Below are 23,063 nucleotides of genomic sequence, written 5' to 3' on the forward strand. Positions count from 1 at the left end.
ATCCAAAACCGTTCGGGATGCGCGCAGTGCCGGGACGTGGGTCCAAGACCCACTCCTGATCACTGATTAGGAACGGTTGGTGAGAAGCGACACCGTCAGAGCGTCAGATTGTCCAGCACGTCGGCAGCCAGCCGGTCTGCGTCATCAAGCACCGCGGTAAGCGTGATCGGGTCGGTGTCGACTGTCCCGAACAGGGCGTGTGCGCGTGCGGAGAAGTCCGCGGGGGCACTTGGGAGTGCTCCTGCCGCCTGCACGGCTCCCTTCTCGTTGAGGACCCAGCACCTGGCCTCGGCATGCAGCGCCTGAACGAGGAGTCCCACCGCGCGGAACAGGCAGCCGGCGATGTAGAAGGCATCGCCGCGGATGACACCCTTCCGGGCGATGGACAAGGTGAACGGCACCTCCCAACGAGCACTGGCGACCAGCGTCTCGCGCAGCGGCTGCGGGTAGGAGCGGGTCTGCTCCTGCAGGGCGGCCAGCTCACCGTGCGGGTCCGCGAGGATGCGACCGAGGGCCACCTCGCCGACATAGGCGTGCGAGTACACCCCCAGCGGATGGCCGGCTTGGATGCCCACTTCGAAGCGTCCCGCCTGGCATTCCTGCCAGATCCGGTGCACCCGGTCCAGATCGCGGTAGATCCAGTCGATGTGGACTCCGTCCACGGTCAGCCATCCGCCGCCGTCGACCCAGGGACCCCAGCCGCCCGGCTCGGTCACCTCGACCGGGCCGCCGGTTACCTCGGCTGCGAGCCGGCGCAGGGCAGCGGTGTCCAGCGGCGGCCGGTAGTAGAGGTCGAGGTCGAAGTCGGAGTCAGGGCGATGAGTCCCCCGCGCCCGACTGCCGCCCAGGCACACTCCGACGATGCCACTGACCTCGGTCAGCCTGTTCGCGACCTCGACTACTTGGTCCACGCTGCAGAGTCTGTCGAATCAGACCGGGCCCCGCGACGGGAATACCGTCGCGCACAGAACGTGCGAGGGGGCCGCCCAGCGCACTGGGCGGCCCCTCTCGCACGCTCCCGGCCGGGCCGGGGGTCAGCTCTTGCGGTGGCCTATGAGGCGCGGCTTGGCCTCCAGGTTGCCCAGGCCGTGCCAGGCCAGGTTCACCAGGTGAGCCGCGACCTCCGCCTTCTTCGGCTTGCGGGTGTCCACCCACCACTGGCCGGTCAGCGCCACCATGCCGACCAGCGCCTGCGCGTACAGCGGCGCCAGCTTCGGGTCGAAGCCGCGGGCCTTGAACTCCAGGCCCAGGATGTCCTCGACCTGCGTCGCGATATCGCTGATCAGGGACGCGAACGTGCCCGTCGACTGGGCCACCGGCGAATCGCGGACCAGGATGCGGAATCCGTCCGTGTACTCCTCGATGTAGTCGAGCAGCGCGAAAGCCGCCTGCTCGCACAGCTCGCGCGGGTGGCCCGCGGTAAGGGAGCTGGTCACCATGTCGAGGAGCTGGCGCATCTCGCGGTCCACGACCACCGCGTACAGCCCCTCCTTGCCGCCGAAGTGCTCGTAGACCACCGGCTTGGAGACCCCCGCCTTGGCCGCGATCTCCTCCACCGACGTGCCCTCGTAGCCCTTCTCGGCGAAGAGCGTGCGGCCGATGTCCAGCAGTTGTTCGCGGCGCTCCTTGCCGGTCATCCGGACCCGGCGGGACCGCCGGCTCCCGGTCGGGGGCCGGCCCTTGTCGCTGCTGTGTGTACTGCCGTCGATCGCCACGTTGTCAATCATGCCGCTTCCGCGGCCTTCTCCTTGCGCCGGGCGTCGATTCGCTCCGCGGACGGCCAGCGCACGTCGTACGCCCAGCCAGCCTGCTCGAACCAGCGGATCAGCCGGGCACTGGAGTCGACCTGGCCCCTCATCACCCCGTGCCGGGCCGAGGTCGGGTCGGCGTGGTGCAGGTTGTGCCAGGACTCGCCGCAGGAGAAGACGGCCAGCCACCACACGTTGCCGGACCGGTCCCGGGACTTGAAGGGGCGCTTGCCGACCGCGTGGCAGATGGAGTTGATCGACCACGTGACGTGGTGCAGCAGGGCCACTCGTACGAGAGAGCCCCAGAAGAAGGCCGTGAAGGCGCCCCACCACGACATGGTGACCAGACCGCCCACGAGCGGCGGGATGGCCAGGGACAAGATCGTCCAGTAGATGAAGTCGCGCGAGATCCGGCGGATCGCCGGGTCCTTGATCAGGTCGGGTGCGTACTTCTCCTGCGAGGTCTGCTCCTCGTCGAACAGCCAGCCGATGTGGGCCCACCACAGGCCCTTCATCAGGGCCGGGACCGTTTCGCCGAACCGCCAGGGGGAGTGCGGGTCCCCTTCCGCGTCGGAGAACTTGTGGTGCTTGCGGTGGTCGGCGACCCAGCGCACCAGCGGCCCCTCGACCGCCATCGAGCCGGCGACGGCCAGCGCGATCCGCAGCGGGCGCTTCGCCTTGAAGGAGCCGTGGGTGAAGTAGCGGTGGAAGCCGATCGTGACGCCATGGCAGGCCAGGTAGTACATGAAGACCATCAGGCCGAGGTCCAGCCAGCTGACCCCCCAGCCCCACGCGAGCGGCACGGCCGCCAGCAGGGCCAGGAACGGCACGGTGATGAAGAGCAGCAGAGCGAGCTGCTCGACCGTGCGCTTCTTCTCGCCGCCCAGCGTGGCAGGTGGCAGCGGCCGGCCGTCGCTCCCCTTCGGGGCGTCATCGATCACATCGGGGCTTGTGGTCATGGGGCGTCCCCTGGGGGTGAATGCGGCAGATGTATGGATACGGACGCGGCTACGGATGCGTAACCTACGCCATCGTAAGTATGGCAGCACGCACACCTCCGGCAAGAGGGGCCGGTGGGCGGCGCGGTGAAAACTGAACCTATCCTGGGGTGACGTCGGACAGCGCGGTCCGCTCTGTGTTCAACCGGGGAACCCTCGGGTCCCCCTTCCAGTAGCGTTCAAACACTGCAAGGAGCCGCACCTGTGAGCAGTGCCGACCAGACCCACACCGCCGGCGCGGAACTGCGCGCCGACATCCGCCGACTGGGCGACCTGCTGGGCGAGACCCTCGTCCGGCAGGAGGGCGAGGAACTCCTCGAGCTCGTCGAGCGCGTCCGCGCCCTCACCCGTACGGATGGCAAGGCCGCGGCCGAGCTGCTCGGCGACACCGATCTGGAGACCGCCGCCAAGCTGGTGCGCGCCTTCTCCACGTACTTCCACCTGGCGAACGTCACCGAGCAGGTGCACCGGGGCCGCGAGCTGCGCGCCCACCGCGCCGCCGAGGGCGGGCTGCTCGCCCGGACGGCCGAGCGGCTCAAGGACGCCGACCCCGAGCACCTGCGCCAGACCGTGAAGAACCTCAACGTACGGCCCGTCTTCACCGCGCACCCGACGGAGGCGGCCCGCCGCAGCGTCCTCAACAAGCTGCGCCGCATCGCCGCACTGCTGGAGACCCCGGTCCTGGAAGCCGACCGGCGCCGCCACGACCTGCGGCTCGCCGAGAACATCGACCTGGTCTGGCAGACCGACGAGCTGCGGGTCGTCCGGCCCGAGCCCGCCGACGAGGCCCGCAACGCCATCTACTACCTGGATGAGCTGCACGCCGGTGCCGTGGGCGATGTCCTGGAGGACCTCGCCGCCGAACTCGAACGGGTCGGCGTACAGCTGCCGCCCGGCACCCGGCCGCTGACCTTCGGCACCTGGATCGGCGGCGACCGCGACGGCAACCCCAACGTCACCCCCGCGGTCACCCGCGAGGTGCTGATCCTCCAGCACGAGCACGGCATCACCGACGCGCTGGAGCTCGTCGACTTCCTGCGCGGGCTGCTGTCGAACTCCATCCGCTACACCGGCGCCACCGAGGAGCTGCTCACCTCCCTCCAGAGCGACCTGGAGCGGCTGCCCGAGATCAGCCCCCGCTACAAGCGCCTCAACGCCGAGGAGCCCTACCGGCTCAAGGCCACCTGCGTCCGGCAGAAGCTCGTCAACACCCGCGAACGGCTCGCCAGAGGCACCCAACACGAGGACGGCCGCGACTACCTCGGCACGGGCGAGCTGCTCGCCGACCTCACCCTGATCCAGACCTCACTGCGCGAACACCGCGGCGGGCTCTTCGCCGACGGCCACATGGACCGTACGATCCGCACGCTCGCCGCCTTCGGGCTGCAGCTCGCGACGATGGACGTACGGGAGCACGCCGACGCGCACCACCACGCGCTCGGCCAGCTCTTCGACCGGCTGGGCGAGGAGTCCTGGCGGTACGCGGACATGCCGCGGGACTACCGGCGCAAGCTCCTCGCCAAGGAACTCAGGTCCCGCCGCCCGCTGGCCCCGACGCCCGCCCCGCTGGACGCGGCCGGCGAGAAGACCCTCGGCGTGTTCCACACCGTCAAGGAAGCCTTCGAGCGGTTCGGCCCCGAGGTCATCGAGTCGTACATCATCTCGATGTGCCAGGGCGCGGACGACGTCTTCGCGGCGGCCGTACTGGCCCGCGAGGCCGGGCTGATCGACCTGCACGGCGGCTGGGCGAAGATCGGCATCGTGCCGCTGCTGGAGACCACCGACGAACTGCGCGCCGCCGACGTCATCCTCGACGAGATGCTCGCCGACCCCTCCTACCGCCGGCTCGTCTCGCTGCGCGGCGACGTCCAGGAGGTCATGCTCGGCTACTCGGACTCCTCGAAGTTCGGCGGCATCACGACCAGCCAGTGGGAGATCCACCGGGCACAGCGCCGACTGCGCGACGTCGCCCACCGGTACGGCGTACGTCTGCGGCTCTTCCACGGCCGCGGCGGCACGGTCGGCCGCGGCGGCGGCCCCTCGCACGACGCGATCCTCGCGCAGCCGTGGGGCACGCTGGAGGGCGAGATCAAGGTGACCGAGCAGGGCGAGGTCATCTCCGACAAGTACCTGGTCCCCTCGCTGGCCCGGGAGAACCTGGAACTGACCGTCGCCGCCACCCTCCAGGCCTCCGCGCTGCACACCTCGCCGCGCCAGTCCGACGAGTCGCTGGCCCGCTGGGACGCGGCAATGGACACCGTGTCCGATGCCGCGCACTCCGCGTACCGGCGCCTGGTCGAGGACCCGGACCTGCCCGCGTACTTCTTCGCCTCCACCCCGGTCGACCAGCTCGCCGACCTGCACCTGGGCTCGCGCCCCTCGCGCCGCCCGGACTCGGGCGCCGGACTGGACGGCCTGCGGGCCATCCCGTGGGTCTTCGGCTGGACGCAGTCGCGGCAGATCGTGCCCGGCTGGTACGGAGTCGGGTCCGGGCTGCGGGCGCTGCGCGAGGCGGGCCTGGACACGGTCCTGGACGAGATGCACGAGAAGTGGCACTTCTTCCGGAACTTCCTCTCCAACGTGGAAATGACGCTCGCCAAGACGGACCTGCGCATCGCCCGGCACTACGTCGACACGCTGGTGCCGGACGAGCTGAAGCACGTCTTCGCCACCATCGAGGCGGAGCACGCGCTCACCGTGCAGGAGGTTCTGCGGATCACCGGCGGCGCGCGGCTGCTCGACTCCAACCCGGTGCTCCAGCAGACCTTCGCGATCCGTGACGCGTACCTGGACCCGATCTCCTACCTCCAGGTCTCGCTGCTGGCCCGCCAGCGGGCGGCGGCGGAGCGCGGCGAGCCCGCGGACCCGCTGCTGGCGCGGGCCCTGCTGCTCACGGTCAACGGCGTGGCGGCGGGCCTCCGTAACACGGGCTGACCTCCGGTCCGGTTCGCCGGTTCATGACTGCGGTCCCGCGCCGATGGCGCGGGACCGCAGTCATGTCAAGGGTCGGGCGGAGCAGTCCAAGGGCGCTGCGCTGCAGGCGAAGGACGAGATGAGGGACATCTTCAAGCACTGACTCCCTCAGCCGTGGCCGAGTCGGTCAAATCAGATGCTGACCAGTAGTGGCGTCTACCAGTAGTGGCGTCGTCCGCCGACCTGGCGTCCGACAGATCCCAGGATCCACAAGATCGCCCCGATCACGATCAAGACGATTCCTATGGTCCACAGGATGGAGATACTGGCCAGGAGCCCGATGATGAGCAGAATGACTCCCAGGACGATCACGGCGTCCTCCTGTCCCGACAGGAATGCTCTTCCTCTCACTCTGCTCCCCCGACTGTCCTCGGGGCAACTGTTTCCGAGCCTCACCGGCGCGCCCCTTCGGCTCAGGGGCCGCAGCACGCGGCACGTGATGCCTCGCAGCGACTGGAGGGACTGATCGGCCACCCCGTAGAGGGCGTGTCGGCCGTACAGCGCACCGAGGACGGATGGTGCGTCGTCGTAGACGTCCTCGAAGTGGCCCGGATTCCGGACACCACGAGTGACCTCGGACCGCTCGGAACCCTCCTGCCACGCAGCTGATCCACTTCGAACGGACCGGCGTTCCTGCGTCACTCCTCGGCCGACGCCCGCCGAGCCGGGTCAGAGGGCCAGGAACGTGGCCGTCAGCAGGGCTGTTCCCGACAGGGCTGTCGCCAAGGCTGTGCGGGGCATGCGCAGGCCGCCCGCGATCACCAGCGAGGCCAGCAGGAGTGCGCCGCCGAGCGGGACCCAGGCGTGCAGGGCGCCCGCCGGTCCGGTGCGCACGACCTCGTCCGTGCCGGGCTTCACCACGACCTGGAGCGTCTGGCCCTTCTTCGCGGTCACCGACTTCTCGATGGTCACCCGGGGCCGCGGGGAGGCACGGTCGGCGGGCGTGTACGGGCCCGTACATGTCTCCGCGCCGCACGCGGTCACCGCGATCGTGCCGTGCTCACGGCCCTTGGCGAGCAGGACATGCTGCGCGTCGCCCCAGGACGCCCACACGCCGGCGACGAGAATCAGCAGAGTGACGGCGCCCATCGCCGTCCGGCGGCCGAGCTGGACGAAGCGGCTCCGGTTGGTCATGGGCCGGGATCCTTCGCCATCCGACCGCGCTCGGTCAACCTCTGGCCATGGCAGGTGGCCGAATTGCAGGGGTTACGAGTTGTATGTCCCCTGCGCGCGCTCCAGACCGTCCAAGATCATACACTCCACCGCATCCGCCGCCCGGTCCACGAAGTAGCCCAGCTCCTTGCGCTCCGCCGACGAGAAGTCCTTCAGTACGAAGTCCGCCACCGGCATCCGGCCCGGCGGACGCCCGATCCCGAACCGCACCCGGTGATAGTCCGGGCCCATCGACTTGGTCATCGACTTCAGACCGTTGTGGCCGTTGTCGCCGCCACCCAGCTTCAGGCGCAGCGTGCCGTAATCGATGTCCAGCTCGTCATGGATCGCCACGATCCGGTCGACCGGCACCTTGTAGAAGTCCCGCAGCGCGGTGACCGGACCACCGGACAGGTTCATGTACGACATGGGCTTGGCCAGCACCACCCGCCGGTTCGCCGGGCCGGGCGGGCCCATCCGGCCCTCGACGACCTGCGCACGCGCCTTGTGCGCCTTGAACTTCCCGCCGGTCCGCTCCGCGAGGAGGTCGGCAACCATGAAGCCCACGTTGTGCCGGTTCGCGGCGTACTCCGGGCCGGGATTGCCGAGGCCCACCACCAGCCACGGGCTCGCGTCGTCCGTCATCTGCATGTCTCCTTCATAGACCAACCGCCCAAAGACCGACCGCCGCCCCGCTCCGGTGGAGCGGGGCGGCGGTCGCCTGACAACAGACAGGAAGGGGCGAGGCTCAGGCCTCGGCGCCCTCGGTCTCAACCTCGGCCTCGCCGGCCGGCTCCTCGGCCTGCGCAGCCAGGATCTGGATGACAACCGCGTCCTCGTCGATGGCCAGCGTGGTGCCGTTCGGGAGGGCGATGTCCTTGGCGTGGATCGAAGCACCGGCCTCGAGGCCCTGGATGGAGACGGTGACCGACTCGGGGATGTGCGTGGCCTCGGCCTCGACCGTGATGGTGTTCAGCACGTTCTCGACCAGGAAGCTGCCCGGAGCCAGCTCGCCCTCGGTCTTGACCTCGACCTCGACGGTGACCTTCTCGCCACGCTTGACGGCGAGCAGGTCGACGTGGGTCAGGGTGCGCTTGATGGCGTCACGCTGGACAGCCTTGGGGATGACGAGCTCGTTGCGGCCATCGATGTCCAGGCTCAGGAGAACGTTGGCGGTCTTGAGCGCCATCCACAGCTCGTGGCCCGGAAGGGAGACGTGAACCGGCTCGGCACCGTGGCCGTAGATGACGGCGGGAACCTGGCCGGCACGGCGGGTACGGCGGGCGGCGCCCTTGCCGAACTCGGTGCGGACCTCGGCGTTGAGCTTGACCTCGGGCATGCTGCTCTCCTCGTAGTCGTAGACGACAGAAACGGACGGCTGTCACCCGGCCCACAACGGACCTGCTACGAAGAGCGCGTCGATAACGGACAGCCACACATGAGTGCGGCCTCCCTCGCCGAGCAACTCGCTGAGTCTACCCGGCGGCGGGAGGCCGCCCAAATGGATCTATGAGGCAGGTGGTTACGCCTGTGTCCAAGCCCGTGCTTACGCCTGCTCCTCGAAGAGGCTCGTCACCGAACCGTCCTCGAAGACCTCGCGCACCGCACGCGCGATCGTCGGCGCCATCGACAGCACCGTGATCTTGTCGAGCTCCAGGTCACCCGGGTCGGGCAGCGTGTTCGTGAACACGAACTCGCTCACCTTGGAGTTCTTCAGACGGTCCGCCGCCGGACCGGACAGGATGCCGTGCGTCGCCGTCACGATGACGTCCTCCGCACCGTTGGCGAACAGCGCGTCCGCCGCGGCGCAGATCGTGCCACCCGTGTCGATCATGTCGTCGACCAGGACACAGACGCGGCCCTTGACCTCACCGACGACCTCGTGGACCGTCACCTGGTTGGCGACGTCCTTGTCGCGGCGCTTGTGCACGATCGCCAGCGGCGCGTCCAGCCGGTCGCACCAGCGGTCGGCGACGCGGACCCGGCCGGCGTCCGGGGACACGATCGTCAACTTGGCGCGGTCGACCTTGGCACCCACGTAGTCGGCGAGCACCGGCAGCGCGGAGAGGTGGTCCACCGGGCCGTCGAAGAAGCCCTGGATCTGGTCGGTGTGCAGGTCGACCGTGAGGATGCGGTCCGCGCCCGAGCACTTCAGCAGGTCCGCGATCAGCCGGGCCGAGATCGGCTCGCGGCCGCGGTGCTTCTTGTCCTGGCGGGCGTACCCGTACGACGGAATGATCACGGTGATGCTCCGGGCCGAGGCCCGCTTCAGCGCATCAACCATGATCAGCTGCTCCATGATCCACTTATTGATGGGAGCCGTGTGGCTCTGCATCAGGAAGCAGTCCGCACCGCGGGCCGACTCCTGGAAGCGGACATAGATCTCGCCGTTGGCGAAGTCGAAAGCCTTGGTCGGCACGAGGCCGACACCCAACTGGTGCGCGACCTCCTCGGCCAGCTCGGGGTGGGCGCGGCCGGAGAAGAGCATCAGCTTCTTCTCGCCGGTCGTCTTGATCCCGGTCACAGCACTGTCTCCTCAGACGTGTTGATTGCCGCTGCGCCCGCATGCGCATGTACGTCCCGTACATCGGTGCTGCGAGCCAGCCGAATTGCGTGCACGTATCACGGTACGCCGAGAACGACGCAGCCGTTTCCGGTCAGCTTTCGCCGCTGACCTCCTCCGCAGCCACCTGAGCCGCCTGCGCGGCCGCGCTCCCCGGACGCTTCCGGGCCACCCAGCCCTCGATATTCCGCTGCTGGCCACGGGCTACGGCAAGCGCGCCCGCCGGCACATCCTTGGTGATGACCGAGCCCGCCGCCGTGTACGCACCGTCCCCGATCGTGACCGGAGCCACAAACATGTTGTCCGACCCCGTCTTGCAGTGCGAGCCCACCGTCGTGTGGTGCTTGTGCTCACCGTCGTAGTTCACGAAGACGCTCGCCGCGCCGATGTTCGTGTACTCGCCGATCGTCGCGTCCCCGACGTACGACAGATGCGGCACCTTCGTGCCCTCACCGATCACGGCGTTCTTCATCTCCACATACGTACCGGCCTTGGACTTCGTACCCAGCTTCGTACCGGGACGCAGATACGCGAACGGGCCGACGCTCGCCGACTCCCCGATCTCCGCCCCCTCCGCCACCGTGTTGTCCACCCGCGCGCCCGCATGGACCGTCGTGTCCTTCAGCCGGGTGTTCGGACCGACCTCCGCACCCGTCGCCACATGCGTGGCACCCAGCAGCTGCGTGCCCGGGTGGACCACCGCGTCCTGCTCGAACGTCACGGTCACGTCGACCAGCGTCGACACCGGGTCCACGACGGTCACACCCGCCAGCATCGCGCGCTCCAGCAGCCGCGCGTTCAGCAGCCCGCGGGCCTCCGCCAGCTGCACCCGGTTGTTGATCCCCAGGATCTCGCGGTGATCACCGCCCACGCACGCACCCACCCGGTGCCCGGCCTCGCGCAGAATGCCGAGGACGTCCGTCAGGTACTCCTCGCCCTGGCTGTTGTCCGTACGGACCTTGCCCAGCGCGTCCGCCAGCAGCTGCCCGTCGAACGCGAACACACCCGAGTTGATCTCCCGGATCGCGCGCTGCGAGTCGCTCGCGTCCTTGTGCTCCACGATCGCGGTGACCGCGCCGCCGGCATCCCGCACGATCCGGCCGTACCCCGTGGAGTCCGGCACCTCCGCGGTCAGCACGGTCACCGCGTTGCCGTCGGCGGCATGGGTGTCCGCGAGCTGCGCGAGGGTGGCGCCGGTCAGCAGCGGGGTGTCGCCGCAGACGACGACCACGGTGCCGTCGACGCTGCCGCCCAGCTCCTCGAGCGCCATCCGGACGGCGTGACCGGTGCCGTTCTGCTCGTACTGCACAGCGGTACGCACGCCCGCGTCGATCTCGCCCAGGTGAGCGGCGACCTGCTCACGGGCGTGGCCGACGACGACGACCAGGTGTTCGGGGTTCAGCTCACGGGAGGCGGCGACGACATGTCCGACGAGCGAGCGCCCGCAGATCTCGTGCAGAACCTTGGGAGTGGCCGACTTCATGCGGGTGCCCTCACCCGCTGCGAGGACGACGACGGCTGCCGGGCGGTTGGCGCTCACGGGAATGCCCTTCGGCTTCGAGTGGTGGACACCCGCAGGATACCGGGGCGTTTCAGGGGTGAAACGAGGGCGGGTCCTGAACCGGTGAGGTCAGGACCCGAACTTGATGCTCCCCTGCCAGGACTCGAACCTGGAACAAATCATCCAAAGTGACCCGTGTTGCCGATTACACCACAGGGGATAGCAAACACCGCGAACCGGACAATTGACTACCCGGCTGAGAGTGCGGCCTCCACTATGCCGCACCACCATCCCTCGATGCGACGGTAGAGGTCTGCGCTCTGTCGGACTTTGATCACGAGGCAACCTCGATACGTGTCCCCAGTGTTCTTGCGCACGGTTTTCGGGTTGTGTTTCTTGATCGTGGTCTTGTTGAAGGCGTTGAGGTCCGCGCCAACGAGTTCTGCCCAGTAGCCTTCCGCAGCGGCCACGTGAGCGGTCTCGTGGATCATGACGCAGTAGCGCACATGCTCTCGCTCGACCCCGAGGAGATCGAGCCAGGCGAGGAATGTTGTGATCATTCCGGGGTCGCTGTTCACGAATGTCACGTTCTCGCGGCGGGCGTAGGGCTTGTCCTTGGTCCCTTCCGACCAGTAGAGGCCGATGCCGAGCAGGAACAGTTCGCGCTGGGTCATCGCGCCAATCTCGGCTGCGGCCGCTTTCTTGGTTCGTTGTCGCTCCAAGTCGCGACGCTGAAGCGTGACCTCCCAGCCGCGCTTCGCGATCGCCGAGGCATCCTCGCGAGTGCGTCGCCGCTCCGGCTTCGGGAGGTCCCGGACCCACAGCGAGATCGAGCTCTTCGAGCAGCCCAGCTCGACCTGGATCTCGTCGTACGTGCGCCCTTGCGTCCGCAGCTCGCGTGCCCTCGCCCGCAGGTCGTCCTTCGCGTTGGGGCGCTTCGTCCACTCCGGTGGGGGCTCGCCTTCCAGTAGACGGTTGAGGATGTCGTTGTTGTCGACGTACAGCCGGTCGCGGATCTGGCGGCGACTGAGGCCCTCCCGGCGCAGGGCGACGGCCTGTTCCCGTAGGGCTTCGAAGTCGGCGTACTTGCTGCGGATGTCTGTCATGTGGACAGCGTCGTCCGGAATGCGGACGTCCGGGTCGAATGCCTGGTCGATTCAGCATTTCGTGCGATCAACGCTTGTTTCGTTCCCGTTCGAACGCGTTCCGTGCTGTTGCGGTCTCCGGAAAATGGGTCGCGCCCGCCCGTAGGCTGGAAGACATGACCACAACGGGGGCACATCAGGACGACGCGACGGGCAGGGCGGGGCCCTGGTGGTGGGGGCGGCGGCGTAGTGCCGTGTTGGACGTGGGACTGGGGGTTGTCTCCGCGGCCGAGTGTGCGCTGGAGGGTGTGCGGTTCTCCGGGAGTACGGGGCTGCCGGTGCCGGTCGGGGTTGTCTTCGGGCTGGTGGCGGGGGCCACTCTGGTGCTGCGGCGGCGGTGGCCGATCGCCGTGGTGCTCGTCGCGATCGCGATCACGCCCGCCGAGATGGGCTTCCTGATGGCGATCGTCGGCCTCTACACGCTCGCCGCGTCCGAGGTGCCGCGCCGGATCACCGGGGTGCTGGCCGGGATGGCGCTGGTGGGGACGCTGATCGTCACGGCGGTGCGGACCGAGCAGGACCTGTCGCGGGGGGATTTCGAGCCGGGCATGTGGTTCGTACCGGTCGTGTCCGTGTTCATGTCGCTGGGCGTGACCGCGCCGCCGGTGCTGCTCGGGCTCTACATAGGGGCGCGGCGGCGGCTGATGGAGAGCTTGCAGGAGCGGGCGGACAGTCTGGAGCGGGAGCTGTCGCTGCTGGCGGACCGGGCGGAGGAGCGGGCCGAGTGGGCGCGTACCGAGGAGCGGACGCGGATCGCGCGGGAGATGCATGACGTGGTGGCGCACCGGGTGAGCCTGATGGTGGTGCACGCGGCGGCGTTGCAGGCGGTGGCGGCGAAGGATCCGGCGAAGGCCGTGAAGAACGCCGCGCTGGTGGGGGACATGGGCCGGCAGGCGCTGACGGAGCTGCGCGAGATGCTCGGGGTGCTGCGGACGGGGGATTCGGTGAAGCCGGCCGCGGCCGCGGTGCCGTTGGCGGCGATCGGGGCGGCGGCCGCCGCGGCTGCGGCCGCGAGCGAGGAGGGGCCGCAGTTGGAGGATCTGGAGGCGCTGGTGGGGCAGTCGCGGGCGGCCGGGATGGTTGTCGAGCTGTTGGTGGACGGGGAGTCGGGCGCGTACGCGCCCGAGGTGGAGCAGACGGCCTACCGGGTGGTGCAGGAGGCGCTGACCAACGTCCACAAGCACGCGCCGGGCGCGAAGGTGTGGGTGCGGCTGGCGCACCGGGGCGAGGAGGTCGCCATGCAGGTGGAGAACGGCCCGTCGGACGCGGGGGTGGCGGACGCGGGGCTGCCGAGCGGCGGCAACGGTCTGGTGGGGATGCGGGAGCGGGTGCTGGGCCTGGGCGGGGTGTTCGTATCCGGCGCGACGGAAGCGGGCGGTTTCCGGGTGTCGGCGGTGCTGCCGCACGGCGCCCGGTAGCCGGGGCCGGCCTCGCCCGGCCGGTTCGTGGCGGGCCGAGGCGTTCGGGCGAGCCACCGGCCTGCCCCGTCGGCCTCGCGGGCGGCCGGTGCGTGGCGGCGGTCGGCGGTCGGGGTGGCGGCCTGAGGCGCGGGCCGTGGCGGCCCGAGGAGTTGGGGTGAGGCAGCGGCCCCCGCCGGCCTCGCGGGCGGTTCGCGGCGGTCCCGGTGCGTCGGCCCGAGGCACCGCCCCCACTCGCCCGCGGCGCGCCGACCCTCCGCCGCCGGCCCGAGGCACCGGCCCCGTGGCCGGTGGGTCAGGTGCTGGTGAGGCGGGTTGGTTGGGTGCCCGTTACCAGTGTGGCCAGGGCCTGGTCGATGTTCGCGCCCAGGTACCAGTCGCCGGCGTGGTCGAGGCTGTAGACCCGGCCCTCGATGTCGATCGCCAGATGCGCCCGGCCGTCGGCCTCGTCGCCGAGGGGGCAGATCTCGGTGCCGAGGGCCCGTCCGAGGTCGGCGAAGGTGCGCGCGAGATGCAGCCCGGTGAGCGGGTCGACGCGCAGTGGCGCGGGCGCTATCTGCCGGCCGGGGCCGGGCCCCGCGACGCGCAGTGCGCCGAACTCGGCCCACGCCTCGACGGCGGCGGGGAAGACGGTGTGCCGGTGGCCGGCGGGCGAGACGTGGTCGCGCAGGGTGTCGGCCCAGTATTCGGCCTGCTTGATGTCCCAGCGTCCGGGCTGCCACCCGGCGGCGCGCAGCGCGGCGTCGACGGCGACGGGGAAGCGGGTGGCGGAGGTGCGGTCGTACGAAGTGGGGGCGGGCATCGGTGCGGGCTCAGCCCTTCTCGGCGGTGTCGGCGGCGGCAGCGGTGGGGTCGACGGGGCGTACGCCGAAGTGGGCGAGGAGCGCGTCGCAGGAACGGCACGGCGGAGCGTAACTGCCGTGCAGGGGGTCGCCGTCCTCGCGGATGCGGCGTGCGGTGAGTTTGGAGTGCTTGAGTGCGCGGCGGGCTTCGCCGTGCGTCAGGGGCTTTCGCGCCGCGCGTCTGCTGCGGCCGGCTTCGACGGCGGTCAAGTGGCGGGAAAGCAGGATGGCTTCGGGACATCGCCCGGTGAAGCGTTCGCGCTGGCCGCTGGTGAGGGTGTCGAGGAAGTCCTGGACGAGGGCGTGCAGTACGGGCGGCTGGTCGCCCTTGCCCGCGGTGCAGGTGAGGGTCTCTCCGCGTACGGAGAGTGCTGCGCCGACGGCGGGAAGGATGCCGCGGCGGTGGCGGAGCACGGGCGGGCGGGTTTCTCCGGTGCTGCTCCAACTCAGCCGCGGATCACCTGATGTACCGGGCGTACTGGACGCACCGGACGCACCGGTTGCACCGGTTGCACCGGATTCGCCGGGCGTACCGGGCGTACCGGGCGTGCTGGATGTGCCGGTTGCACCGGACGTTCCCTCTGTGCCTGTTTGCGCTGTGTACATGTGGTGCTTCCCTCCCGTGCCCGCGGCGGTAGCCGCGGAAGTGCACGCCCCCGCGTTGCGGGACCAGACTGCCAAATGTGCTGTGTGGTGCGGAAGCTGGGTCACTGAGTCGTGTCAGTTTTGCCGTCCGCCGTCACAGGGTTGTGACAGTTGGTGACCGGAGCGGACGGGCGGTTCCCGCTCTTGCCGTACCGCATAGGCTGTGCTGAACCAGCCAGATCCAGCAGGGGGCAACCGCCATGACGACAGGTCGGCTCGGGCAGCAAGCCGCGCCACCGAACACGGCCTACGCCGGGCAGGTCGTGCACTTCCCGGACCCGGTCCGGGCTTCCCGCCACCCCCACGGTGTGCGCGTGGATGAGAACGGCTATCCGGACTTCTCGCCGTACGCGCGCGCCGCCGCGGAGATCGCCGAGCCCCCGGAGGGCTTCGGCGTGGACGAGCTGAGGCTGACCGACTACGTGTCGGCCAACGCCGCGCTGCATGCGCAGGGTCACGAGCTGTGGGACACCATTCCCGCGGTGGCGACCCCGCACGGCTGGACCTGGCACCACGTGGCCGGAAGTCGCCGTATGGAGCTGGTGCCGGTCGAGGTGAAGGCGCTGCTTCGGCACCACGGCGGACTGTCGACGGCCCCCGTCGACCACGCCAAGCGCGGCACGCGTCCGTTGCAGGAGACGCGGCCGGTGCACGTCGGTCTGCCGAAGAACGCGGTCTCGGTCACCGAGCAGCAGGTTCTGGGCGTGGAGGAGGACCTCGGCTACCGGCTGCCCGGTGCGTACCGGTCCTTCCTCAAGGCGGCGGGCGGCTGCGCGCCGGTCGGCGCGGCGCTGGACGCGGAGCTGGGGCTGCTGGTCGACCAGCCGTTCTTCACGGTGCGGGACGTGGCGGCGGTCAACGACCTCGTGTACGTCAACAAGTGTCTGCGGGACCACATGACCAAGGACTACCTGGGCGTCGCCTTCGCTCAGGGCGGCATCCTCGCGGTGAAGGTGAAGGGGTCGTCGGTCGGGTCGGTGTGGTTCTGCGCGTACGACGACGCGCGTGACCGTGACGGCTGGAGTACCGAGGAGCGGGTGGAACGGCTGCTGCTGCCGTGCGGGGACGACTTCGACGTCTTCCTGCAGCGGCTGGCGGGCAATCCGCCGGAGCTGGAGACCGTGGCCAACCTGATGGTGGACGGCGGCTTCGCGCAGGCCGTCCCGGTGGAGGGGTGAGCGCGATGGTGACCTTCGCGCAGGCGCAGGAGCGCGCGGAAGAGTGGGTCAACGGGGATGTGCCCGCGTACCAGCACCGCGAGGTGCGGGTGCGGGAGTTCGAACTCGGCTTCGTGGTGTGGGCGGAGGACCGGGAGAACGGCCCGTCCGGTGGCGGCGGTTCGCAGCGGCTGGTCATCGCCCGTGACAGCGGCGAGGCCACGTTGTGGCCGGGGCTGGCGGTGGGTGAGGTGATCCGCCGGTACGAGGAGGAGTACGGGGCGGTTGCCGATGCGACGCCGTCCGATGCTCCGCCGCCGGCGCAGCGGATCGATCTGGAGCAGACGTCGTTCCTGTTGAGCCCGCCGGAGTGGCTCCAGGACGCGGCGGACAAGCTGGGCATCCCGGACCGCCGTTCGCCTGCGGCGGGCGGTTCGGGGCCGGTGGGCCGGGCGTCGGGCGCGTCAGCGCCGTCTGGTCCGGCGTCGGGTTCGGTGCCGACGCCCGGTTCGGCTGCCGGTCCCACTCCGGGCTCGGGTGCTGTTCCGGGGTCAGCGCCGGGTCCGGTTCCGGCCGCTGCGGCTCCGGGACTCGGGTCGGCTCCGGGGGCTTCGACACCTGGTCAGGGTCCGGGCCCGGCTTCGGCACCGGGGCACGGGCGCGGGCCGGCTGCTGCGGCGCCCTCGGGTGCGCCCTCGCCTGGGCCTTCGCCGGCCCCGAACGTGGCCCCGCCGGGCGGGGCTCCGCCGTACGGCCATCCGCAGGGCCCGTCGGGTGCGCCGGCCGCACCGGGTGCTTCGGGTGCGGCCGCGGCCGCGGCTGCTGCTTCGGCTCCGGCGGGCGCGAGTGCGTGGCCGAGCGCCGGTGGCAGCGCCGGGGCGTACGAGCCCACGGCGTCGGACGGCGTGCCCGCGTCGCCGGGTACGCCCGCGACGCCCGCGGGGGCTACTCCGTGGGCCGGGACCGACACCAATGCCGCCTCCGACGACGGGTCGGTACCGCTGCCCGCGACGGTGTTCGCGCCGCCGCTGTCCGGTTCGGACGACGACGACACTCCGCCTCCGCCGCCCGGTGTGGCGCCGGAGGCCAAGACCGCGCTGATGTCCGGTGGCAGCCGGCTCCCGCGGACCGCTCTAGCGCCCGCGCTGGGCCCGAACGCGTCCCAGCCGGGCGGTGCTCCGCAGTACGGCTATCCGCACGGCGCACCGGCCGCGCCCCCGCCCGCGCTGGGCCCGAACGCGTCCCAGCCGGGCGGTGCTCCGCAGTACGGCTATCCGCAGGCCCCGCCGGCCGGCCGCGCTGTCCCGCAGCCGCCGGCCGGTCCGGGCGCGCAGGACATCGCCGACGCCGCGACCAGCAAGGCGGTCATGCCGCCGCGTGCGTCGCGCGGCAGCGGGCCGACGACCCCGCCGCCGCCCGGCGCTCCCGGTACTCCGGGTCCGCGGCCGGGCGCGACTCCGCCGCCCTCGGGGCCGGGCACGCCCGGTGTTCCGGCAGGCGGGTACGTACCGACCCAGATGGTTTCGCAGCTCGGCCCCGGCGGCCCCGGCGGCCCCGGTGCGCCCGCCGCTCCGCAGCCTCCCGGTCCGCCCGGTCCTCCCGGCGGTGGCGTGCAGCATGCGGCGACGATGCTGGCGAGCCAGATGGGCCCGGGTGCTCCGCAGCCCCCCGGTCCCCCCGGTCCGCCGACTCCGCCCGGCCCGCTCGGTACTCCCGGCGGTGGCGCGCACCACGCTGCGACGGTGCTTGCCGGTCCCGGCGCCATGGGCCCCGGCGGCCCGGGTGCGCCGCAGCCGCCCGGTCCGCCTGGTCCGCACGGTGGTGGGCTGGACCATGCGGCGACGATGCTCGCCGGTCCCGGACCCATGGCCCCGCCCGGACCGCCCGGACCCGCATCCGCACCCGCCCCCGCGTACGGGTATCCGCAGCAGCCTCCCGCCGGCCTGCCCACCGTCGGCCCCGGCTACCAGGCCGTACTGCGCTACCGCGCGCAGGACGGCAGCGAGCAGCAGCTCATCCGCCGCTCGGCGCCGGGCACCCCGCACCCCGAGTGGCAGATGCTGCACGAGCTGCGCGCCATGAACGTGCCGCCGCAGCAGGTGCTTGAGCTGCACACGGAGCTGGAGTCCTGTGAGCTGCCCGGTGGTTACTGTGCCCGGATGATCCGGGAGACCTGGCCGCAGGTGCGGATCACGAGCGTGGCTCCGTACGGCAGGGACCACGCCAGCCGGCAGCAGGGCATGCAGCATCTGATCACCCACCAGGGCGAGTTGCACCAGGTCGCGGACGGCCCGGCCCGGCCCGCGCCGGTACGGGCGCCGCTGCCGCCGTTGCAGCCGGCGCCGCCGATCCCGCCGGAGGGGGTCGCGCACGAGCTGATGGGCGCGTTCGGTCCGCAGGGCGTCTTCCGCTTCGACCAGCGGGCGGTGTCGCGGCAGGGCGTACCGGAGATCGTGGCGCAGACGCTGGTCTGGGCGGGTCTGCCGGTGGACTTCGGTCCGTTCTTCTGGGCGCAGGCGGTGCCGGGTCAGCCGGTGCCGACGCTGGCCGAACTGGCCGCGCAGCGGCAGGTGCAGCCCGCCTCCGACGCCGGTTCGTACCTCGTCATGGGCAGCGACTTCGGCCGCGCGATCTGCGTCCAGTACGGCACGGCGAACATCGTGGCCGTACCGGTGGAAGCGGGCCCCGGCGGCCGGCCGGTGGCGCCGCAGTTCGTGAACGCCGGGCTGCCCGAGTTCGTCCGCTGTCTGGCGCTGCTCGGCCGGATGTGGCGGCTGCGGCTCAACCTGACGCCGGAACAGGCGGGCCGCTGGACCGTCGACTTCCAGGCGCAGCTGGCCGCTCTCGACCCGGCGGCGCTGGCTTCGCCGGAGAGCTGGTGGTCGGTCCTGCTGGAGCAGATGTGGGACGGCCTGCTCTGACGCCGGCGTCCCGGCGGTTCAGGCAAGCCGCTCGGCGGGGAGCTCGACGATGAGCGGCGGGTCCTGGGTGAAGTCGCTGTGGCGCACCCAGGCCGGCCGCACCCGCACGTGGGTGATGCCGGGCCGGGCGAGCCGGTCCCGGCCGTCCAGATACGCGGCGAAGTAGCACGCGCGAAGGCGTTCGAGTTCGGGGTCGTCGGGGAAGTCCGCGACGCCCTCGATCTGCACCGTGATTTCGTCGTCCCAGCCGATCACGAGCGCGATGCGGGGGTCGGCGCGCAGGTTTCGGTACTTGCGCGTCGTCTCGACCGTATCGAAGACGATCTGGAGCTCGTCGCTGACCGCGAACCCGACGACCGCCGCCTGGGGTGCTCCGTCGGGCGCGACGGACGCCTGGACGGCGAGCCTGTACCCGCGCAGGAACCGGACCAGCTCGTCACGCTTCATGCGCCTCCCTACCACGGGCCCGTAACGAATGGGCGGAGTGTCGCGTTATGACTGTTTCGCTCCGTTCCATCAAGATGTGCGACATGAGTTCACCGGTGTCACCTCATGGGATGGCCGCTGTACGGGGCCGCGGCTACCGGCCGGAACAGGTCGACCGCTATCTCGACCGCCTCTCCGGCAGCCGCGACGACGCCTGGGAGCGTGCGGCGCGGCTGACCGTACTCGCCAAGCAGATGGAGGCCGAGGGGGTCCGGTTGGGTGAGGTCGTCACGACGCTCGCCCCGCAGACGTACGACGACCTCGGCGAGCGGGCCCACCGCCTCCTCGCCCTCGCCCAGGAGGAGGCGGCCGCGGTACGCGCCGCCGCGCTCGACGACGCGAACGCGATGCGCGACGCGGCGGAGGCGGCCGGGCGCGAGGCGGCTTCCGCCGCGCGGGAGTGGGCGGAGTCGGTGCGCGCGGACGCGGAGGCGTACGCCCAGCAGGTGCTGCTGGGCGCGCAGCGCGCGGCCGACGAGACGCGGATCGCCGCGCGGACGGATGTGAAGGAGTGGCGCGGTACGGCCCTGGCGGCGCTGAAGACCATGCGGCGGGAGGCGGAGGACGTACTGGCCGGCCTGGAGAAGGAGCAGGCCGGGCGGCTGGACGCGGCGCAGCGCGAATACGCCGAGCGCGAGGCGGAGTTGGACGCGCACCAGGTGGAACTGGAGGCGTACGCGGAATGCCGGCTGCTGGAGGCGCAACAGGCCTTCGCGCGAACGGAGGAGACCGCCCGGCACGGCCAGGAGGACGCTGAGGCGAGGGGCGCGGAGCTGGTCGCCCAGGCGCAGGCGCGGGCGGAGCGGCTGGAGCGGGACGCGGAGCGGGTGCTGCGGGAGCATGAGGAGGCGCAGGAGGAGATGCGGGCCCACATGGACAACATCAACTCCAGCCTGGCAGCCCTGACGGGCCGCGCGGCGGCGGAGGGTTAGTGCCCCTGCCGCTTGTGGATAGTCCCGTGTGGATAGTCCCGCGTCTGGTTGGTCCCGCGCCGCTGTCGCGACGCGGGACTGCTGGAGGAGACCATCTGGCGTTGCCGTGATGATTCGCCGTCAGACTCTCAGGCGTCAGTGCCGGTCGCCATTGCCGCCGCGGCCACCGTTGTCGCGGTCGCCATTGCCGCCACGGCCGTTGTCGTGGTCGCCATTGCCGCCACGGCGGTTGTCGTGGTCGCCATTGCCACCGCGGCCGTTGTCGTGGTCGTCGTCGTGACCGTAGTTGTGGTGACCGTTGCCGCCACGGCCGTCGCGGTCGTCGTCATCGCAGTCGTCGTCATGGTCCCAGTAGTCGCAGTACCCGTACGAAGCCGAGTGGGACTCGCTGGTGGTGGCATTTGCGATGCCGGCTCCGCCGAAGGCGAGAGCCAGAGCTGCGAACAGGCCTGCGAGCAGCTGGATAATCCTGGATGTCTTGACCCGCATGGTGCTTCCCTTCCCGGGGGCGTGGGCGGGGCCGATGGCCCTGCACGGCCGCGGTACGCACCAGTACCGGAGATATGCACGATGCGTTCGCGAAAGGGCCCGGTACATCGGCTTTGAGCGGCAAGAGTGGCCACCGCCGACTCACACGCTGAATGCGCGGCATCGGGCCCGCCTGGGCTGCTGAGTGAAGCAACCCCGTAGCGGGGCATCTGTCCCTCGGACAACCGACAACACTGCTGGTCGTCGGCCGGGATCTTGAGATTGTTCCGCCTTCACGGCATGCCAGGAAGGCGGATATTTCGTTCAATCTGTACTCAACCTAGGCATGTAGCCAGATTTAAGTCAAACGGACCTCATCGTACGTAATAGTTCCGTAATGGGTGGCCGGCCTGCCAGACACCGTCGATCCGGGCGAGCTTCACCCGCAGGGTCTGCCCGGTTCCGGCGAAGGTCGGGCGGGCCTCCGACACCCCGTCTGCGGGATAGACAGTCGGGACCGCAGGGGCTCATGGTGAGCGACCGAGGTCCTTGGCGGCCGGCCGCTGTATGAACACGGTCAGGAACTCGCCGCACCCGGCTACCAGCGAGGCGTGACATGGGCGATCCAGACTGAGTAGGGCTTCTTGCGTCCACGGCCTCACTCATCGTCGTGGCGTTGTTCTTCGAGGTGTGCTGAGCGATCCATATACGGCTGCCGGAGCCGCCGCGACGGCTGAGCGCCTGGGAGGCGAAATTCGTGCACCGTAAATCCCGATGAGGGAACAACTTCAGCTGCGAATGAGCCCGCCTCATTTCGCCTTCCATGCAGTCTTCGTGCGTGACTATCCAGGCGGTAGCGGTGATTGAGGAAGGGTCGCTCGTACCGGTTGCGGGCTCTGCCTGGTTGCTCGGCCTGAGTGACCGCGCGGGTCAATATTGCCTGCTGCTAAGCAGTTTGACTGTTCGACAGTTCGCCTGCAGGCGTGTCGACATAGTGCGTCATCTGCGCATTCGTGCCGCCTGTGTGACGTTGGTCACCGTTGACTGGCCGTTGTCGAAGGTTGATATTTGGCGGAATTGTGTAAGGACCATGTAGGACCGGGGGCGGGCTTGTGAATGGTGGGGTGTGGCGTCGTGTGCGCCGCAGAGTGGGTGGGGCCGTTCTCGTGGGGGCTTTGGCTGCCGGGGCGTTGCCGACGGTCGCGAACGCGGCCGTTTCGCGTCCGGGGGAAGTGCAGCAAAGCGAGTTGGAGCGTGCTGCCGCTTCGGGCGAGCCGGTTGAGGTGGTTGCCGAGCGGACTGAGTATGCGCAGACCTTGGCGAATCCCGATGGCACGTTCACGCTGACGCAGTCCACAACTCCGCAGCGGGTGAAGTCCGACAGCGGCGGCTGGGTTGAGCCGGACGCCACCCTGGTCAAGCGCGCGGACGGTCGTATCGAGCCGAAGGCCGTGGTGGCCGACCTGTCGTTCGCCGGTGGTGGTGATGGACAGGAGATGGTCCGTCTGGCTGTGGGGGACAAGGCGGTCGAGCTGGGCTGGCCCGGCCAGTTGCCGGAGCCGGTGCTGGATGGCGCGACCGCCACCTACCCCGAAGTCCTTGCCGGTGTGGACCTTCAGCTGACGGCAACCACTGAGGGATATCGCGAAGTGCTGGTCGTCAAGACCGCGCAGGCGGCCGAGAATCCGAAGCTGGAGAACATCCAGCTGTCCGCGTCGGGTACCGGCCTTGAGATCGTGCCGGGTGCCGGCGGGGGCCTGCGTGCGCTGGACGAGGACGCCAACGCCGTCTTCAAGGGCCCTGCGGCGGTGATGTGGGACTCCGCCGGCGCCGACACTGACACGGCCTCGCCGGGTGTGCGGGCGATGTTCGTGACGGAGGATGCCCCGGGGAGCCCGTCGGGCGATGGCGATGCTGCACAGGAGGATGCTCCGCAGACTCAGCCGGGCGACGGTGATGCCACCGCGGTCATGCCGGTCGCGGTCACCGCGGACACGGTGGGTGTCAAGCCCGACCTGGAGCTGTTGCGCGGTGCTGAGAGGGCGTTTGGCGTAGACGTATTGCCCCATATCTCCTAGTAGGTTCCTCGCCAGGTTGGTGTGGTTTCGTCCGTT

The 23,063-nt window shown here is 70.3% G+C and carries 21 protein-coding genes and 1 tRNA gene; 7 read left to right on the top strand and 15 right to left on the bottom strand.

Annotated features, from left to right (window positions below; translation table 11 throughout):
• Positions 1 to 95: 95 nt before the first annotated feature.
• The 3 genes from NLX86_RS33270 to NLX86_RS33280 form a co-directional block, all read right to left on the bottom strand.
• Complete coding sequence (locus tag NLX86_RS33270; RefSeq protein ID WP_254375559.1) at positions 96 to 911, bottom strand: nucleotidyltransferase domain-containing protein; 816 nt, start codon at positions 909 to 911, stop codon at positions 96 to 98.
• Positions 912 to 1,034: 123 nt separating this feature from the next.
• Entirely contained in the window at positions 1,035 to 1,727 is a 693-nt protein-coding gene (locus tag NLX86_RS33275) for a TetR/AcrR family transcriptional regulator (RefSeq protein WP_254375560.1), read from the bottom strand.
• Entirely contained in the window at positions 1,724 to 2,707 is a 984-nt protein-coding gene (locus NLX86_RS33280; protein WP_254375561.1) for a fatty acid desaturase, read from the bottom strand. The genes NLX86_RS33275 and NLX86_RS33280 overlap by 4 nt, the downstream gene beginning before the upstream one ends.
• A gap of 243 nt (positions 2,708 to 2,950) precedes the next feature.
• Here NLX86_RS33280 and ppc point away from each other — a divergent pair, with 243 nt between their 5' ends.
• The gene (ppc, locus tag NLX86_RS33285; RefSeq protein WP_254375562.1) at positions 2,951 to 5,680 is read left to right on the top strand and encodes a phosphoenolpyruvate carboxylase; all 2,730 of its coding nucleotides are present in this window, start codon (positions 2,951 to 2,953) and stop codon (positions 5,678 to 5,680) included.
• 195 nt (positions 5,681 to 5,875) lie between these two features.
• Here the strand turns inward: ppc and NLX86_RS33290 are convergent, their stop codons facing one another.
• Positions 5,876 to 6,031: a DUF6131 family protein gene (locus tag NLX86_RS33290; RefSeq protein WP_254375563.1), complete on the bottom strand. Its 156-nt coding sequence runs from the start codon at positions 6,029 to 6,031 to the stop codon at positions 5,876 to 5,878.
• Between the two features lie 9 nt (positions 6,032 to 6,040).
• On the opposite strand from NLX86_RS33290, the gene gvpO reads away from it, so the two are divergent.
• Complete coding sequence (gene gvpO, locus NLX86_RS33295) at positions 6,041 to 6,328, top strand: gas vesicle protein GvpO (protein ID WP_374214018.1); 288 nt, start codon at positions 6,041 to 6,043, stop codon at positions 6,326 to 6,328.
• A 60-nt stretch (positions 6,329 to 6,388) separates the two neighbouring features.
• On the opposite strand, the gene NLX86_RS33300 is transcribed toward gvpO, so the two are convergent.
• The 7 genes from NLX86_RS33300 to NLX86_RS33330 all read right to left on the bottom strand — a co-directional run bounded on the left by NLX86_RS33300 (position 6,389) and on the right by NLX86_RS33330 (position 12,041).
• Positions 6,389 to 6,853, bottom strand: a complete 465-nt coding sequence (locus tag NLX86_RS33300) for a hypothetical protein (RefSeq protein WP_254375564.1) — start codon at positions 6,851 to 6,853, stop codon at positions 6,389 to 6,391.
• Between the two features lie 72 nt (positions 6,854 to 6,925).
• Positions 6,926 to 7,516: an aminoacyl-tRNA hydrolase gene (gene pth / locus NLX86_RS33305; protein ID WP_374214017.1), complete on the bottom strand. Its 591-nt coding sequence runs from the start codon at positions 7,514 to 7,516 to the stop codon at positions 6,926 to 6,928.
• A 103-nt stretch (positions 7,517 to 7,619) separates the two neighbouring features.
• The gene (locus NLX86_RS33310; RefSeq protein WP_254375566.1) at positions 7,620 to 8,210 is read right to left on the bottom strand and encodes a 50S ribosomal protein L25/general stress protein Ctc; all 591 of its coding nucleotides are present in this window, start codon (positions 8,208 to 8,210) and stop codon (positions 7,620 to 7,622) included.
• A 207-nt stretch (positions 8,211 to 8,417) separates the two neighbouring features.
• Positions 8,418 to 9,395: a ribose-phosphate diphosphokinase gene (locus tag NLX86_RS33315; protein WP_254375567.1), complete on the bottom strand. Its 978-nt coding sequence runs from the start codon at positions 9,393 to 9,395 to the stop codon at positions 8,418 to 8,420.
• Between the two features lie 133 nt (positions 9,396 to 9,528).
• Entirely contained in the window at positions 9,529 to 10,974 is a 1,446-nt protein-coding gene (gene glmU, locus NLX86_RS33320) for a bifunctional UDP-N-acetylglucosamine diphosphorylase/glucosamine-1-phosphate N-acetyltransferase GlmU (RefSeq protein WP_254375568.1), read from the bottom strand.
• Positions 10,975 to 11,083: 109 nt separating this feature from the next.
• Positions 11,084 to 11,155, bottom strand: a tRNA-Gln gene (locus NLX86_RS33325).
• Between the two features lie 28 nt (positions 11,156 to 11,183).
• A complete protein-coding gene (locus tag NLX86_RS33330; RefSeq protein ID WP_254375569.1) occupies positions 11,184 to 12,041 on the bottom strand; it encodes a hypothetical protein in 858 nt (285 codons plus the stop codon).
• Positions 12,042 to 12,196: 155 nt separating this feature from the next.
• Between NLX86_RS33330 and NLX86_RS33335 the strand changes: the two genes are divergently transcribed.
• A complete protein-coding gene (locus NLX86_RS33335; RefSeq protein ID WP_254375570.1) occupies positions 12,197 to 13,498 on the top strand; it encodes a histidine kinase in 1,302 nt (433 codons plus the stop codon).
• Between the two features lie 295 nt (positions 13,499 to 13,793).
• Here the strand turns inward: NLX86_RS33335 and NLX86_RS33340 are convergent, their stop codons facing one another.
• Positions 13,794 to 14,300, bottom strand: a complete 507-nt coding sequence (locus NLX86_RS33340; protein ID WP_254375571.1) for an SUKH-3 domain-containing protein — start codon at positions 14,298 to 14,300, stop codon at positions 13,794 to 13,796.
• A gap of 10 nt (positions 14,301 to 14,310) precedes the next feature.
• Positions 14,311 to 14,946, bottom strand: coding sequence for a YwqJ-related putative deaminase (locus tag NLX86_RS33345; protein ID WP_254375572.1), 636 nt, complete (start codon positions 14,944 to 14,946; stop codon positions 14,311 to 14,313).
• A gap of 239 nt (positions 14,947 to 15,185) precedes the next feature.
• On the opposite strand from NLX86_RS33345, the gene NLX86_RS33350 reads away from it, so the two are divergent.
• Together NLX86_RS33350 and NLX86_RS33355 are read left to right on the top strand one after the other, a co-directional pair.
• A complete protein-coding gene (locus NLX86_RS33350) occupies positions 15,186 to 16,163 on the top strand; it encodes an SMI1/KNR4 family protein (RefSeq protein ID WP_254375573.1) in 978 nt (325 codons plus the stop codon).
• Positions 16,164 to 16,168: 5 nt separating this feature from the next.
• Positions 16,169 to 19,063, top strand: coding sequence for an SUKH-4 family immunity protein (locus NLX86_RS33355; RefSeq protein WP_254375578.1), 2,895 nt, complete (start codon positions 16,169 to 16,171; stop codon positions 19,061 to 19,063).
• Positions 19,064 to 19,081: 18 nt separating this feature from the next.
• Here the strand turns inward: NLX86_RS33355 and NLX86_RS33360 are convergent, their stop codons facing one another.
• A complete protein-coding gene (locus tag NLX86_RS33360) occupies positions 19,082 to 19,510 on the bottom strand; it encodes a pyridoxamine 5'-phosphate oxidase family protein (protein WP_254375574.1) in 429 nt (142 codons plus the stop codon).
• 110 nt (positions 19,511 to 19,620) lie between these two features.
• On the opposite strand from NLX86_RS33360, the gene NLX86_RS33365 reads away from it, so the two are divergent.
• On the top strand, positions 19,621 to 20,481 hold the full coding sequence (locus NLX86_RS33365; RefSeq protein WP_254375575.1) for a DivIVA domain-containing protein: 861 nt from the start codon (positions 19,621 to 19,623) through the stop codon (positions 20,479 to 20,481).
• Positions 20,482 to 20,616: 135 nt separating this feature from the next.
• On the opposite strand, the gene NLX86_RS33370 is transcribed toward NLX86_RS33365, so the two are convergent.
• Positions 20,617 to 20,970 (bottom strand): hypothetical protein, encoded by a 354-nt coding sequence (locus NLX86_RS33370; RefSeq protein ID WP_254375576.1) that lies wholly within the window; start codon positions 20,968 to 20,970, stop codon positions 20,617 to 20,619.
• Between the two features lie 1,154 nt (positions 20,971 to 22,124).
• Here NLX86_RS33370 and NLX86_RS33375 point away from each other — a divergent pair.
• Complete coding sequence (locus NLX86_RS33375; protein ID WP_254375577.1) at positions 22,125 to 23,027, top strand: hypothetical protein; 903 nt, start codon at positions 22,125 to 22,127, stop codon at positions 23,025 to 23,027.
• Positions 23,028 to 23,063: the final 36 nt, after the last annotated feature.

The organism is Streptomyces sp. A3M-1-3, assembly GCF_024213665.1.
Lineage (GTDB): Bacteria > Actinomycetota > Actinomycetes > Streptomycetales > Streptomycetaceae > Streptomyces.